At 33.3% G+C, this 16722-nt stretch carries 11 protein-coding genes; 6 read left to right on the forward strand and 5 right to left on the reverse strand.

Annotated elements, in window-relative coordinates:
• Position 1: 1 nt before the first annotated feature.
• Positions 2-1168: an N-acetylmuramoyl-L-alanine amidase family protein gene (locus E0F89_RS04670; RefSeq protein ID WP_131908696.1), complete on the reverse strand. Its 1167-nt coding sequence runs from the start codon at positions 1166-1168 to the stop codon at positions 2-4.
• Between the two features lie 83 nt (positions 1169-1251).
• On the opposite strand from E0F89_RS04670, the gene E0F89_RS04675 reads away from it, so the two are divergent.
• Positions 1252-4002, forward strand: coding sequence for a putative LPS assembly protein LptD (locus E0F89_RS04675; protein ID WP_131908697.1), 2751 nt, complete (start codon positions 1252-1254; stop codon positions 4000-4002).
• Between the two features lie 85 nt (positions 4003-4087).
• Entirely contained in the window at positions 4088-4468 is a 381-nt protein-coding gene (locus tag E0F89_RS04680; RefSeq protein ID WP_131908698.1) for a RidA family protein, read from the forward strand.
• 143 nt (positions 4469-4611) lie between these two features.
• Here the strand turns inward: E0F89_RS04680 and E0F89_RS04685 are convergent, their stop codons facing one another.
• From E0F89_RS04685 to E0F89_RS04700, 4 genes are all read right to left on the reverse strand, one after another.
• Positions 4612-5463, reverse strand: a complete 852-nt coding sequence (locus E0F89_RS04685) for an N-acetylglucosamine kinase (protein WP_131908699.1) — start codon at positions 5461-5463, stop codon at positions 4612-4614.
• Between the two features lie 126 nt (positions 5464-5589).
• Entirely contained in the window at positions 5590-6594 is a 1005-nt protein-coding gene (gene gap / locus E0F89_RS04690; protein ID WP_131908700.1) for a type I glyceraldehyde-3-phosphate dehydrogenase, read from the reverse strand.
• 74 nt (positions 6595-6668) lie between these two features.
• Positions 6669-7655: a 6-phosphofructokinase gene (gene pfkA / locus E0F89_RS04695; RefSeq protein ID WP_131908701.1), complete on the reverse strand. Its 987-nt coding sequence runs from the start codon at positions 7653-7655 to the stop codon at positions 6669-6671.
• A gap of 378 nt (positions 7656-8033) precedes the next feature.
• Positions 8034-12440, reverse strand: a complete 4407-nt coding sequence (locus tag E0F89_RS04700) for a translocation/assembly module TamB domain-containing protein (protein ID WP_131908702.1) — start codon at positions 12438-12440, stop codon at positions 8034-8036.
• Positions 12441-12662: 222 nt separating this feature from the next.
• Here E0F89_RS04700 and tsaD point away from each other — a divergent pair, with 222 nt between their 5' ends.
• From tsaD to E0F89_RS04720, 4 genes are all read left to right on the forward strand, one after another.
• On the forward strand, positions 12663-13685 hold the full coding sequence (tsaD, locus tag E0F89_RS04705; protein WP_131908703.1) for a tRNA (adenosine(37)-N6)-threonylcarbamoyltransferase complex transferase subunit TsaD: 1023 nt from the start codon (positions 12663-12665) through the stop codon (positions 13683-13685).
• Between the two features lie 3 nt (positions 13686-13688).
• Positions 13689-14396: a 16S rRNA (uracil(1498)-N(3))-methyltransferase gene (locus tag E0F89_RS04710; RefSeq protein ID WP_131908704.1), complete on the forward strand. Its 708-nt coding sequence runs from the start codon at positions 13689-13691 to the stop codon at positions 14394-14396.
• Positions 14397-14424: 28 nt separating this feature from the next.
• The gene (locus E0F89_RS04715) at positions 14425-15063 is read left to right on the forward strand and encodes a DUF4159 domain-containing protein (RefSeq protein WP_131908705.1); all 639 of its coding nucleotides are present in this window, start codon (positions 14425-14427) and stop codon (positions 15061-15063) included.
• Between the two features lie 540 nt (positions 15064-15603).
• Positions 15604-16551: a zinc metalloprotease gene (locus E0F89_RS04720; RefSeq protein ID WP_131908706.1), complete on the forward strand. Its 948-nt coding sequence runs from the start codon at positions 15604-15606 to the stop codon at positions 16549-16551.
• The last annotated feature ends 171 nt before the right edge of the window (positions 16552-16722 follow it).

A 16722-nucleotide genomic window follows, 5' to 3' on the forward strand; every position in this document is an offset into this window, starting at 1 on the left:
GTTATCGTAAAGCTTCTTGAATGCTAATTTTTTTCCCATTTTTCAATGCAATCAGAAATGCTGAATCGTATCCTTTTCCTTTCGCTTCCTTCAATTGCTTTTTAGCCTCGTCATAATCAGCTGTTTCCCCGTACATATATTTATATACTTTGTTTTCATATGCTACAGAAATATTTTTAAGTCCATTAAAATTTTTTGGAAGTAAATCTACTTTTTTAACACTAGCTGAAAGTTGCACTTTGAATAATGCTTTTGAATTATCCACAACTTTATTTGATTGCACGGGTTCAACTGAAGGTAGATTTACTTTTGCTTTTGCTTCTTTTGCCGTATCCTTTATTTGCTTTTCAATAATTTTTTGAGAAGGTCTTTCTTCAAAAATTTCACCTTCACCATTTCCGAAATATTCTTTCTTATAACTAACAATTGCTTCAGCAATGGCTTTGGCAATTTCATTTTGACCCTCTTCAGAATTTAATCTATTCCCTTCAACTGTATTGGATATAAAACCCATTTCGATCAAAACTCTTGGCATATATGCTTTGTGAAGTACCATAAAAGGTGCTTGTTTCACTCCGCCGCCTCTTATTTTTTTTCCTAAATCCTCAAAAGCATTCTCCACTTTGCTGGCGAGCGAAATGCTGTTATCCAGATATTCTTCTTGCATCAGCGTCATTCCAATCATCGTTTCCGGAGAGTTAGGATCAAATCCTTCATACTTTTGTTTATAATCTTTTTCTAAAGTTATTACGGAATTCTCCTTTTTTGCAGCTTCTAGATTGGAAGCCACTTTACTTAAACCCATTACATAGGTTTCAGTACCAACAGCAGCAGTATTTCTATTGGCATTACAATGAATGGAGACAAAAATATTAGCGTTAAATCGATTGGCGATATTAGCTCTTTCGATCAAATCAATGAATACATCTGTTTTGCGGGTGTAATTAACTTGCATTTGCGGCGTTGCTTCCAATAACTTTCCAACCTTTAAAACCACCGCTAAAGCAATGTTTTTTTCTACACGGCCTTCATAAACTGCTCCAAAATCGTGAGCGCCATGTCCCGCATCTAAAGTTACCTTGAAATTATTGGATTGACTATACCCTGATAAAGAAATAATCATCAGAATAAAAGTTAATTTAATTTTAATTTTATAGGAATTATACATAAATCTAAAAGTTAATTTAATTAAAACAGAACAGTTATTAATTTTATTATTTCTTTATTTTTGACAAAAAATAATATGTAAGTTTGACATGTCAAAAAACACGCCATAATTTTACAAAAATAGCATTTAAACCTTTGTATACAAACTTATTTAATATCGTTTTATTATCAATATTCCTGTCAGTGGGATCTAGCAAATTATATTCTCAGGATATAATAAAAAAAACTAAAGCTATACCCGCTAAAGAACAAATAGATAGCAAAATTTCCAATGTAAAAACGGACAGCACTGTAATCGCAATCACCAAAACAGAAAATGATTCTATAAAAAAAGATTCTTTGAGGCCTAAAAAAACATTTCTTAACGGGAAAGTGAAATACAAAGCGGATCAATATGCTAAAATAGACCAAAAGAAAAAACTGATTACCTTGTATGATAAAGCGGAGTTGTATTACCAGGATGTTGAGTTGAAAGCAGGAATTATCATTATGGATTATGAAAAAAACGAGGTGTACGCCGGACGAATCAGAGATTCAACAGGAGCTTTTACTCAAAATCCAAATTTCAAACAAGGCGCGAATGTAATTGAACCGGATTCTATTCGTTTCAACTTTAAAACTAAAAAAGCATTAGTTTGGAATTCAAGATCCGAACAAGGCGAGTTTAAAATCAAGGCAGCGATTACCAAAAAAGAAAATGATTCAGTTTACTTTTTAAAAGGGGCTCGGTTCACCACGGCAAAGGATATTGATAATCCGGAGTATTATTTTCAAACCAATAAAGTTAAGTTTATTCCTGGCAAAAAAGTAGTGACAGGATTTACCAATATGGTTATAGCTAATGTTCCTACTCCAATTGCACTGCCCTTTGCTTTTTTCCCGATGAGTAAAGAAACCAGTATTTCAGGAATCATTTTACCCAGTTACAATGACTCTAACAATAGAGGATTTTCACTTCAAAATTTAGGATACTATTTTGCACTGAGTGACAATTATGATTTAACCGTTTTGGGAGATTATTATACCAATGGTAGTTATGGAATGCGATTTGAATCCAGCTATGCAAAAAGATATAGTTTTAACGGAAATTTAAACGTTCGATTTGAAAATCTGATCAACAGTGAAAGAGGTTATCCGGATTATTCAAAACAAAATATTTATAATATTCAGTGGTCTCATTCTAAAGACTCGAGATCTTCACCTAATTCGAATTTCTCAGCATCGGTAAATCTTGGCAGCAGTAAGTATTTTCAGCAGTCTATCAATCAGGTTAATATTGGATCAAACTTGAATAATACGCTGAGCTCTTCGGTTTCGTATTCCAAAAACTTCAATTCAATTCCTCAGGTTAGAATGTCTTTGACGGCAACGCATTCACAAAACACGCAAACTGAAGAAATCAATATGACTTTGCCAACCTTACAATTGAGCATGGACAGAATCTATCCTTTTGTGGGTAAAGATGGTACAAAAAAAGGTTTTATTAAAAATATAAATCTGCAGTACAATTTAAATGCTCGTAATAGTATCACCACCACTGATTCTTTATTCTTTAAACCGCAAATGTTTAGAGATGCTAAAATTGGATTTCAACACAGTATTCCATTAAGCACCAATTTTAAATTATTCAAATATTTCAGTGCCTCCACAGCCATGAATTACGAGGAAATCTGGTACACCAAAACCATTGAGAGAAGTTTTGACCAAGATCAAAGCAGAGTTGTAGATAAAACCATAAATGGCTTTGATGCCTTTAGAACCTATTCTGTATCTTCAAGCTTAGGTACCACCATTTACGGAACATTTAATTTTGGCGATGAAAAAAAAATACAGTCAATAAGACATGTCATGAGGCCATCGGTGTCCTATGGATACACCCCTAGTTTTGAAAAATATTATGATACCTACGAGGCAGATGCTACCGGAGCAATGCGAAAACAATATTCGAGATTTGAAAATGGAATTTTCGGTGCACCAGGATTAAACAATTCAAATATTCTAGGTTTTGATTTGAGTAATACATTTGAGGCAAAAGTTACCGATAAGGACAGCACAAAGATGGAGCCGAAAAAAATAATGCTTCTTAACAATTTAAACCTTTCGACCAGTTACAATCTGGATGCCGACGGTGTAAATTCGCTTGCCTTTTCTCCTGTAAGAATAAGCGGTGGTACACAATTGTTAGATAATAAAATGAACGTAAATTTTGGAGCTACTTTAGATCCTTACGCCATCGACAACTCCGGCAACAGAATTAATCTTTTTAATATTAATAACGGCGGAAGTCTCTTTAGAATGACCAGTTCCAATATGACTGTGAATTATTCACTTTCGAGTACAGGAAAAGACAAACCCGAGAAAGAAAAAAATGTTCAAAGCCAGCGTAATGGAGGTCGTGAAGATGATTTATTTGGCACAAACACAGACTTAGGCGACAGCAGAAGAACACAATTTGAGGATGAAAATGAAGAAGAAGGAGAAGATAAAATTTCAGAATTTTTTAAATCTGAGTTACCATGGGACATAACTTTTGCGTATTCGTTAACCTACGGCAACAACAATCGGGAAAATGAAATTATTGGAAATTCCATCATGATTTCTGCTAACGCAGATGTAACACCGAAATGGAAAGTAGGTGTTTCTACAGGTTACGATTTTGTACAAAATGGAGTTACCTTTACCCAGCTTCGTTTTGAAAGAGATTTATTGAGCTGGAGAATGGATTTCAACTGGTCACCATTTGGTGCTAATGCAAACTGGGGATTCTTCGTTGGAATAAAATCTGGCGTACTTAGCGACATCAAATGGGACAAAAGAAGTACCATCAATAGATAATAATTTGCGTAATTTTTGTTTTCTTTATTTTTTGATAATTTAAATAAAAATTAGCGATGCCTTTTTAAAATTAAAAAAACATTTTATGAAAAAGATAATTTTTACAGAAAAAGCCCCTGCACCTATCGGACCTTACAACCAAGCTGTACTAAAAGGAAATACGTTGTATACTTCCGGCCAAATAGCGATAGATCCAGCAAGCGGAGAACTGATCACTGACTCTATTGAAGCAGAAACGGAACAAGTGATGCAAAATATGAAAGCAGTATTAGCAGCAGCCGAAATGACATTTGAGAACGTTGTAAAAACAACAATCTTCATTATGGATATGAATGATTTTGCAAAAATAAATGCGGTTTACGGTTCTTATTTTAACGAAAAAAATGCGCCCGCTCGCGAAACCGTTCAAGTGGCTGGCTTGCCTAAAAATGTAAATGTCGAAATTTCAATGATTGCAATACTGTAATATACTGGTGCATATAAACAACCATTACAATTTATTTAGAGTTTAATTTTTCAATTTTATCTACTATTTAAAAATGCGTAATTTTCTATATTTTAATAGAAAATTACGCATTTTTAAAATTATAGCAAACCTCTATCTGAGATCTACTTATCGGCAATATGGTACGCAATCAGACCATCAATGGGTCTTCTTAGAACATTTCCCAACTGCAATTCATATTTATCAAAAGTTTCTTTCAGTTCATCCTTTAAATAAAAAGCAATAGAACCTACAAAATGTACAGGGACTTCTTTGCAATTGTCAAACTGTTTGATATAATTTTTTACAAACGATTTCATTCCTTTGAAAATAATTTTTCTGCAAAACTCTGTTTCTTTGTGCTGAATTAAAAACTTCGCAAAAGTCGCTAAATAAGCATTTGGATTAGGTTCCTTGTATAGTTTGCTTTTGATAGCATCCGGATCTAAATCGTATTCTTTTTCAAATTCAACCGCCAATTCTTTTGGCATTTTATTAAAATAGTATTTTCTGATTAATTCTTTACCAAAAACATTACCACTGCAGTCGTCCATGACTATATATCCCAAGGATTGGACTTTCTGGTGCAATTCTTTTCCGTCAAAATAACTACAGTTTGATCCTGTACCTAAAATAGAAACAATCGCTTTCTCGCCTTTAGGAGTTGTTGCATATACCGCCGCGTAAGTGTCCTCCTTAACATCAATAATGGCATTTGGAAAAAAATTTTGAAAAAGTTGTGAAAGTGTCATTTTCATTTTATCAGTCCCACAACCTGCTCCGTAAAAAAACAAATGGGTTGCATTCTTCTTATTTTGCAAGATATCAAAGCGATCATTTAGGCGCTCAATAATTTCATCTGAATCGAGAACTTCAGGATTTAATCCTAATGTTTGCGTTGTAAACAATACTTTTCCTTTGTCATCTATTGCTATCCAATCGGCTTTGGTAGAACCACTATCAACTATTAATTTCATTTTGCTTGTGTTTTTTTTGTTTTGGAGTTACCTGATTTTAAAATGAGCTAAAATAACCTCCATTTAAAAAAGCAACAAAAAATAAAATCCCGTTAAAAAGATAACGGGATTTGTAAATATAAAAAATTATTTTAACCCTGCAATGTGCACTGATAAATCAATTAATTTACTTGAATATCCGTATTCGTTGTCATACCAAGAGATGATTTTGAAAAAAGTAGAATTCAAACCAATTCCAGCATGAACATCTACAATAGAAGTTCTTGGATCAGAAATAAAATCCTGAGATACAACTAAATCTTCTGTATATCCTAAAATACCTTTCATAGTAGTTTCAGAAGCCTTTTTTAACACTGCCATAATTTCTTCATACGAAGTTTCTTTAGCCACTTTTACCGTTAAATCTACAACAGAAACGTCAGCGGTAGGAACACGCATTGACATACCTGTTAATTTTCCGTTTAATGACGGAATTACTTTTCCAACTGCTTTTGCAGCACCAGTTGATGATGGGATAATGTTTAGATTTGCTGCACGTCCACCTCTCCAGTCTTTCTTAGAAGGACCGTCAGTAGTCATTTGCGTTGAAGTTGTTGCGTGAACTGTAGTCATCAAAGCTTCAACAATTTCAAAATTATCGTGAATAACTTTAGCCAATGGAGCTAAACAGTTTGTTGTACAAGAAGCATTAGAAACAACCATATCTGTAGCTTTTGCAGTTTCATGGTTTACACCCATTACAAACATTGGCGCATCAGCAGAAGGAGCAGAAATAATTACTTTTTTAGCGCCACCTTTGATGTGCTCGTTTGCAGTTTCAATAGTTGTAAAAAAACCTGTACATTCAGCAACTACATCAACATCAACTTCATTCCATTTCAAATCTGCTGGATTTCTTTCAGCAGTAATACGGATGTTTTTTCCGTTTACAAAAAGTTGTCCTTCTTTTACTTCTACAGTTCCGTTGAAACGTCCGTGAACTGAATCATATTTTAACAAATAAGCCAAATGATCAACATCCAGTAAATCGTTAATTGCTACTACTTCTACGTTATCTCTGTTGTAAGATTCTCTGAATACAATTCTTCCAATTCTTCCAAACCCGTTTATTCCTAATTTTACTTTTGACATTTTACTTAATTTTTTTGTTTATTTTTCTTTAACTCATTTAAAGTCTAATTTCCTCACAATAAACTTCATTTTATTTATGTAGACATGATGTCTGAAACTCTTAATAATTCTTTATCGATTTCGGTTTTTCCTTTGATGGCTTGTTCCAAAGGTGTCAATGCAACCTTGTCATTTTGTAAGCCCACCATATAATTTGATTTTCCCTCCAGAAGTGATTCGACTGCTTTTACGCCTAATCTGCTTGCTAAAACTCTGTCAAAACAAGAAGGAGAACCGCCGCGCTGCATGTGACCTAAAACAGAGACACGAACATCATATTCAGGCAAATTCGCTTCAACATAATCTTTTAATTCGAACACATTTTTACCAATTTTATCTCCTTCGGCAATAACAACTATACTGGATGATTTTCCGGAGGCCTTACTTTTTTGTAAAGATTCCAATAATCGTTCTAAACCTAAATCTTCTTCCGGGATAAGGATTTCCTCTGCTCCTGCTCCGATACCTGCATTCAACGCAATATGACCGGCATCTCTACCCATCACTTCTACAAAAAATAAACGGTTGTGCGAACTGGCTGTATCCCTAATTTTATCAATCACATCCACCACAGTATTTAATGCGGTATCGTATCCTAAAGTGTGACTTGTCCCAAAAATATCATTATCGATGGTTCCCGGAATCCCCATCACCGGAAAACCAAACTCATTATTAAATAACAATCCACCAGTAAATGTACCGTCTCCACCTATCACCACTAACGCATCAATTCCTGCTTTAATAAGATTTTCATGTGCTTGTTTTCTTCCTTCAGGAGTTTTAAATTCTAAGGACCGAGCCGATTTTAAAATCGTTCCTCCTTTATTTACAATGTTATTTACGCTTCGAGGCCCCATTTCCTTGAAGTCTCCTTCAATCATTCCTTGGTATCCTCTATAAATTCCTATACATTCTATGTTGTGATAAGCACATGTTCGAACAACTGAACGGATTGCAGCATTCATTCCTGGTGAGTCTCCGCCAGAGGTTAGAACACCAACTTTTTTTATTTTTTTTGGCATTATTTAAGTATTGAAGTGTAAAATTAGCAAACATAAACCACTTTCAAGGCGGAGATTTTAATAATTTAATAAAGCATTATGAATTCAAACGTTTTCGTTAATAAGTTTTTGGGGGAATAAAAATGAAATGACTTTTTTTTAACGATAGTGAAAAATAATCAACTTTTATTTAACAATTAACAATTCGTTTGTTTTTAAAGTAAAAAACAACGCTTAATACTGCATTATTTGTTGACAGAAGAAATTACGAAGTATAACCGAACATATTTAAACGAACGGTTTTAAATTTCTTGAATTCAGCAAATAATTAAATACGGCACTGACAATTTTCTTTTTTACGATGAAGAATTTAATAATAATCCCGTAAAAATTCCATGACTAGTTTTCCTCAGGAATTAATCCGTCTTGATTTTTCTTAATCTTTTTGGTCGTAGTTTTTTTTGATTTAGAAAAATTGATGTAATCTGGAGATAAATCAGAATCCTGATCTTCCGAAGCTGGAATGAATTCTGTATCAAATTTAAGGTTTTTAAATATTCTATTGACAAACTCTTTGAATGTGTCGAAATCTACCGCATACGACACCCCTAAACCTTGCGTGTATCCAATTCCTTGACCAACATAATTGATGTCATTTTCTTTATTGAAAAGTCGTAAATTAAGTGTTCCGTCCTCGTTAACACGGTATAGGATTTCAACGTCACCCACGATTGCTGATTCATTGATTCCTCCAAAAGGAACTCCGAGTTTACCGTTAATAGTAACTCTTTCGTTTATTTTGGAAGTAATTGTGGCAACAAATCTTCCATCAGTTTCTCTCCCCAATCTTCTGTCAGCACCAATAAAATTAAGTCCCACTTTAAATTTCTCATCATCGGATTGTATGATCCCACCTAAAATACTGGAGGCAGTTTCAAATAAACTTCCTGAAAAATCAGACTGGCTTACTCCTTCCGGACTTAAAAAGCCACCAGAGGAAAGTAAGTACAAAGCCTGAGTTTGTCTGACGTCTCGATCGTTTAATTTATATTGAATTTCTGATTTCAACACACTGCTCACTGTTGGAAATTCAATATTAAAATCAGGTTCGGGACTCGTCAAATCGCCTCTAAGTCCTATCACTACTTCAACAGGCACTTTTGTATTAAAAGACGAATTTTCCAACAACACTGCAGGATTTGCAGAGGTTCTGTAAACCGCTTCAAGATTTAACTGCGCTTTCATAGGGTTGCCTTCCCAAGTTATGGAACCTCCTTTTTTGACTGCAAATTTCTTATCAATAAGCCCTCCGTATTTGAAATTATAGGTTCCTTCATACGCCTGGAAATCGCCCCACATATTGAATTTTCCCAAAGTATTTATTTTAAATAATAAGGATCCGAAACCTTTCCCCTTCATTCCATGACCCGTATTTCGGTCCAAAATTACCTCCACTTCTGCATCAGGAGTAATATCAAAGTCAAATTCTAACTCTAGCCCGTTGTAATTTCTGGTATTTTCAAAAATTCCTTTTGCAATATTATACTTCTCTTTAGCAGTTAAAAAATGAATGAATTTATTATCACTAACACTTTCCGCATTGTTAATTGGAATTTTTATTGCGGTTCCCTTTTCGGATTTAGCGTCCACTTTTATAAACAATGAATTTGTTGGTCCTTTGATAGTTGCAATACCATCAATAAATGCCGTTCCGTAATAGGCGGCATCTTCACTGTCTTTAGTATCCAATGCCAAAAGTCTTTTAGAATCTATGGCTAAATCTAATTTCCAGTCAACAAAATTACTATGTTCAATACTTCCGTTCAATTTACCGCTTGTTTTGTACTTTGTATCTGTAAGTGTATTGCTTCTAAAAATTAATTTCTCATCTGTTAAATCAATAATGGTATTGTCGCTTAGTGCATAATCAACGTTCAAATAAGGCACAGTGACTCCTGCATCGTTTAAATAGAGACGCCCACTTATACTCGGTTTTTTTAGATTCCCCTCAATGGTTGAATTACCTGATATAAAACCTCTGATATTAGATAATACATCCCCACCAAGTGAATTTAAAGTAGCAATATTGAATTTCTCAAATTTTAGTTTTAAATCTAAAATCGTCTGCTTGTTAACAATTTCAAAACTTCCATTGGCACTGAATAAATCTACATTTTCATTTTCTAAGTTGGAATTAATCGTAAATTTTCTGAGATTTTCATCACCTTCGATATCAAAATTCAATGTTCCTAAATCTGTTTTATTGACATTCAAATTATCAATTACTATAGATGATGTGGGTTGGTAAACATTATTATTTTGCTTGAAATTTACTGCTCCGTTGATATTTCCATGTACAATCAGCTTTTCATTAGTCGGAGTGATTTGATTTAAATCGACATCTTTGAAGCTTAATTTCAAATCCTTGACCGACTCGCCTTTAAATACTCCCATCAAAGAAATCGCCTGCTCTTCATGAGACAAAATTATATTATCAATATTGAAATTTTTAAATGATTTGTCAAATACAATTTGGTTATTGGGTGTTTCATCTTCATTTAAAAACCACAAATAATCTTTAAATTTCACCTCAGATTTACTGATTCCCACAACATTATTATTATCCTTATTTATTGTGTGATATAAGTTCAAATTATAATAATCCTCCGCATTTGGCCCTCCTTTAAACTCAGAACGAAAGAACAAAGTGTCTTTCATTGTCACATTAATCAGACTAAAATCACGGATTTTATAATATTTCGTTTTTATGCTGTCTAATTCTACATAAGCATTATAAAGCGGATTCTTATTATCAACCGATACCCTGATATTATCGATAATGTTATTTGAAGCAATAATTTGAGGCGAATTAAAATTCAGTTTAAATTCCTGATTATCTGAATTGATGTTTCCTTTGACAATTGTGTTGGCGCCAATCGAAATTTCAGGATAGAATATTTCAATTATTTTATTGTAGATTGAAAAATCAAATGTAAGGAACTGTCCTTTTTTGACTTTCACTGGCTTGTAATTCGTATAAAGACTTCCTAAAGAGTTCGTTATTAAATTTGGCAGCTGGTTGAATTCATACTTCCCAACGATTTCGCCCTGCACAATATCAGGAGAGTTAATGGTGATGGTTCGTGTTTTATTCTGATCAAAAGTAGAAATGATGGTAAAATCATCAAAATTGTAGGTGTCCTTTGCATTCTGATAGGAAGTTTTATTGATGTAGATATTTCCCTGAAAATTTTCGATATTATTCCCTGATGCCTGAACAACAACATCCCCTCTAAATACTGAAACAGAATCCTTGATTAATTTTAATTTATGTAAATCTGCATTTTCTACAGTGACGTGAAAGTCATAACGACTGTCTTTTTTACTCAAATCCAATAAGCCTTCAAAATTCATGCTCAAATTAGGATCATTTACAGAAATCTGACCTTCATAATTGGGACTTTTAAGCTTTCCATTGACAACAATATTGGTGTAATTATAACCATTAACCTCTATTTGACTGATATCGCCTTTGATAGCAGTGTCTAAATATTTTCGTTTAAAGCCTTTTCCATCCACATCTATATTTAAACTTACCGTTCCCAATTCTTTTTGATCCAAGAAATTCCCGACGTCGAAGTTTTGTAAAATCACATTCCCAAAATAAGAGGCTTTATCAATTACATCTATATTTTGAATCTCTAAGTTAGACGTGATATTTCCCAATGCTGTAATCATAGAAAAATCAGCTTTTACAGCAGTAGTAGAAACGCTGGAAGTTCCCGAAGCTGTAAATCTGCCCAGTTTTTTTAACGAAGTTGGCAATTTATTTCCAAGAATATTTGGAACAATCACGATCAGATTATCATAACTTGACGTTAACTTGTCAAACCTAGCATACATGGAAAATTTCTGCCCTTTTTTGGCAAAGAGGTTTTTAAAATTGATATCCCCATCAATTCTTGTCTTGCGATTATCAACTAATTCTAAGTTTTTAAATTGTAGATTATTTAATGTGCCTTTAACGCTTGCCTTCATGTAAAAATGCTGGTCTTTACTTAATTCTTTATAAAAATAACGAATGTCATTTGACCCCACAGAGGCCGTATTCAATTTGATATCAAAAACGACTTTATCGGTGAAATTGGAGAAATCTTCTATTTTATAATTTAATATAACAGTCCCATTCAGCGTTGATTCCTTTGTTATTACATTAAGATTTTCAAGTTTTAAATTTTTCTTAGAATAGGTGAATTTTGAGCTTAAATTTTTAACATACAGTCCACGGAAATCTAAAAAAGACATCTTCTTAATATTGGTTGTAACATCAGTGCCAAATATTAAAAAATCAGTAACGGAGGCATTCATTTTTGTGAAATCAACATCTTTAGGGTTCTCCCTATTGTAATCCGTTAGAACAAAATGGCCATCGTAGATTTGCAGTTTATTTGCTTTAAGCAAGAATTTCCTGCTTGATGGTTTGTCGGATTCAAAGGCTTTTACAAATATATCGAGGTTGGATTGCTTTTCGTTCTTATAGGTTTTCAAATTTAATACTAATCCATGAAGGTCGATATCATCAAAAATAAAATCGCCATCGAGTAATTTTTTACCTTCTAAAATTGTGGTGGATATTCTGCTTGAATAAATTAAAGTGTCTTTATGATGATCTCGAATCAGTACTTTTTTAAATTTTACACCTCCAAAAATTGAAACTGCAACTTCATCAATAGCAACATTGATTCCCAGATCTTTGTTGATGCTATTGGTGAAATACTGAGCAATCTTTGTTTGAACAACTGGCATTGTAAGAGCAATACCAAGCACGAGCAAAAGCAGGAAAAGTCCAAGAAGAATACGTAATATTATTTTTAAAAATTTTTTGATACCTATTTACTATTTAAATTTTTTAAATTTTGATTTTGCCTTTGAAATCCGAAGTACCTTTGATAAAAATTCTTTAATTTTGGCTTTTACAAAAAAATATTTTTTGACTCGTCAAATATAATTCAAAATTTGTGCCTTTTTATGCAAAATCCCGAGGTTTTTATTCTATCCATCGAAAGTTCCTGCGACGACACTGCTGCTGCCATTTTACAAAACGATAAAGTATTGTCAAATGTTGTAGCAAATCAACTTATTCATACGCAATACGGCGGTGTGGTTCCTGAGCTCGCCTCTCGAGCACACCAGCAAAATATAGTTCCCGTTGTTGCTGCAGCGCTTGATAAAGCAAATATAAAAAAAGAACAGTTATCAGCTATTGCTTTCACACAAGGCCCCGGATTAATGGGATCCCTTTTAGTGGGAAGTTCGTTTGCAAAATCATTAGCTCTGGCATTACAAATTCCTTTGATTGCCGTAAATCATATGCAGGCGCATGTTTTGGCTCATTTTATTGATGAAGAAGGATATGAAAAACCAAACTTCCCTTTTTTGGCACTCACCATAAGTGGCGGTCACACACAAATTCTCAAAGTGGATCATTTTTTTGAAATGACGGTGATTGGTGAAACTACTGATGATGCGGTTGGCGAAGCTTTCGATAAAAGCGCCAAAATTTTGGGACTTCCCTATCCCGGCGGTCCGTTAATAGACAAATACGCGAAATTGGGAAATCCAAAGGCTTTTGCGTTTACAAAACCAAAAGTTCCAGGATTAAATTTTAGTTTTTCAGGTTTAAAAACCGCTATTTTATATTTTATTCAAAAGAAAAAACTAGAAAATCCTAATTTCGTTGAAGAGAACCTTACTGATATCTGTGCTTCTATTCAATATACGATTATTGAAATTTTAATGGACAAATTAAAATTGGCTGTAAATGAAACCGGAATAACACAAATAACCATCGGAGGCGGTGTTTCTGCCAATTCTGGAATCCGAAACAGATTAAAAGAGGCGGAGAATAAATACGGGTGGAAAACCTTTATTCCAAAATTTGAATACACAACTGATAATGCCGCAATGATTGGAATTGTAGGTTATCAAAAATTTTTAACCCAAAAATTTGAAACTTCAGCCGTTGTTTCTAAAGCAAGAATACAATTATAAATTATGCAATTATTTTACAATCCAAATATAACAGAGGCCACGGAAACTTTTTCTTTTGATAAAGAAGAAAGCAAACACATCATCAAAGTATTGCGTAAAAAGGATACCGATATTTTATACGTAACCAATGGCTTAGGTTTTTTATTCAAAACGGAGATTACTCTTGCCTCTGACAGCAAATGCACCGTTAAAATCATTTCATTTGAAAAGCCAGAACCTTCAAAATTTAAATTACATTTGGCGGTTGCTCCAACTAAAATGAATGACCGTTACGAATGGTTTTTAGAAAAAGCCACTGAAATTGGAATATATGAAATTACTCCAATTATCTGTGACCATTCCGAAAGAAAAGTTATTAATAAAGAACGATTTGATAAAATTCTGTTAGCTGCCATGAAGCAATCCAATGAATTGTATCTGCCAAAACTAAATGAGGCCATTACTTTCAAGGAATTTATTAAACTTGAAAATAAAGGTTTAAAATTGATTGCGCATTGCGAGGAAACGGATAAAAAAACACTTAAATCGATTTTGAAACCAAATGAAGATGTTACGCTTCTTATCGGACCCGAAGGTGATTTTTCGGAAAAAGAAATCGCATTGGCCATTAAAAACAATTTCACTCCAGTTTCATTGGGTAATACCCGCTTACGCACTGAAACCGCAGCCATTGTTGCCTGTCACAGCGTAGTTTTTGTTAACGAAGAATAAGAACAGATGATTTATTGATTCCTGAATTATGAGAAATTTATTTTTTGTATTGGTATTATTTTCGACAACATTGTTTTCGCAAGAAATTGCATTGGTAAAATACAATGGCGGCGGGGATTGGTACGCCAACCCCACTTCGTTACCAAACTTAATTAAATTTTGCAATGCCAATATCAATACAAAGTTAGTATTAAAGCCGGCAACCGTAGAGCCAAGCAGCCCCGATTTATTTTCCTATCCTTTTGTGCACATGACGGGTCACGGAAATGTCCTTTTTAGCGATGCCGATGTGTCAAATTTGAGGAATTATCTGCTGGCTGGAGGTTTTCTTCATATTGATGATAATTATGGAATGGATCAATATGTCAAAAAAGAAATCAAAAAAATATTCCCAAATGTTGCATTGGTTGAAATTCCGGCCAATCATTCTATTTTTCAAAAGCCGTATTCATTTCCGAGTGGTTTACCAAAAATACACGAACATGATGGAAAGCGACCACAGGCCTTTGGAATATTTATAGAAAATAAATTAGTGTTGCTGTATACTTACGAATGCGATTTAGGAGATGGATGGGAAGATCAGGAAGTCAATAATGATCCACAAGAAATCCGTGAAAAGGCACTAAAAATGGGAGCCAATATCATTAATTATCTTTTTAACAACTAGTTAATTCTTTCTTTTTTAAAATTATACTCAATATTTCAATTTTTTTATATTGATTTATTTTTTCGATTTAAACCATGTATCGCACATTATTTGTAAAATCATTTCGGATTTTTTTGGACCTAAAATTTAGAAAAAACACATAGTGTAATGATAAATCTATAAAATATTTGCATTCTGTTCGTGCAACTCGTATTTGTCAAGAGCTTATAATGCACTGAATTAGTTTGGTTTACGACTGATTTACTTCAAATAGCAGATTCATATGTTTTATAAAAATTAGTAATTATTTATACAATATGATAAAATTTATCATAAATCCTCTAATTTAAATCAACAACCATACTATTTTTTAAAATTTAACGCAAAGTAAGTTATCAGAAAATACTTTAATATAAATTCCTGCGTTTTTACGGAAACCCGTAAAATAGGTAGATTGAATTTTTTTTTGAAAAAAAAATAAGTATTAATTTTTTTTATGAAAAATTTGTTATAAAATTGTGAAATAATTAACCAAATCTATTAATTTATAACAAATTTATTATGAAAAAAATTCTTTTATCTGCAGTAGCATTGTTGATGCTTTTCTCTTGTCAAAATGAGACTACAGAAACAAGTCCAGAAGCGAGTGCTATAGCTAAACGTGGTTGCGCATCTCAAGAAGTTTTGGAAGCACAAATGAAAGCTGACCCGACTTTGGCCTTAAGAATGAATAAGATTGAAGCTTTTACTGAAAAAGCAATGTTATCAGGGCGTCTTGTAAACGGAAAAATTGAAATCCCTGTTGTCGTAAATGTATTATACAAAACAGCTGCTGAAAATATTTCATTAGCTCAAATTCAATCTCAAATTGATGTATTAAACGAAGATTTCAATGCAGCTAATGCTGATTTTAATAATACTCCTGCTTTATTCTCTGGTGTTGCTGCAAATGTGGAAATCTCTTTCGTTTTGGAAACAGTTAACAGAAAAGCTACAACCAAAACATCTTGGGGAACTAGAGACGCTATGAAAAAAACAAAACAAGGAGGTTTAAACCCTACTTCACCAACAACGAAACTTAACATGTGGGCTTGTACTATTGGTGGTGGAATTTTAGGTTACGCACAATTTCCTGGTGGAAGTACTAGTACTGATGGAGTTGTTGTTGATTCAAAATATTTTGGATTATCTGGATCAGGAGCTTATCCTTATAACTTAGGAAGAACTATGACTCATGAAGTAGGTCACTGGATGAACTTACGTCACATTTGGGGCGATGCAACTTGTGGAAGTGATTTAGTTTCTGATACACCTACTCACAATACTGCTAACTACGGTGCTCCTGTTTACCCTCATTATAGCACTTGTACTGGGACTCCGGTAGAAATGACAATGAACTACATGGATTATACAGATGATAGAGGAATGTATATGTTCTCTAACGGACAAAAATCAAGAATGTCTTCAATTTTTGTTTCAGGTGGAGCAAGAGCAGGTTTCGGAATATAATTCGATTTAAAATTTAATTGTAAAGAGGTGAACTTAAAATTCACCTCTTCTTTTTTGATATTACTTTACGTTTTTATTATCTAAGCAAGCACAACGAAAATTGTATCTTCAATTTTAATCTGATTGCGTCAAATCGCTTTGCTGCAAAATAATAAAGTTCATTTAGGTTCT

This window comes from Flavobacterium caseinilyticum, from assembly GCF_004349085.1.
GTDB classification, from domain to species: domain Bacteria; phylum Bacteroidota; class Bacteroidia; order Flavobacteriales; family Flavobacteriaceae; genus Flavobacterium; species Flavobacterium caseinilyticum.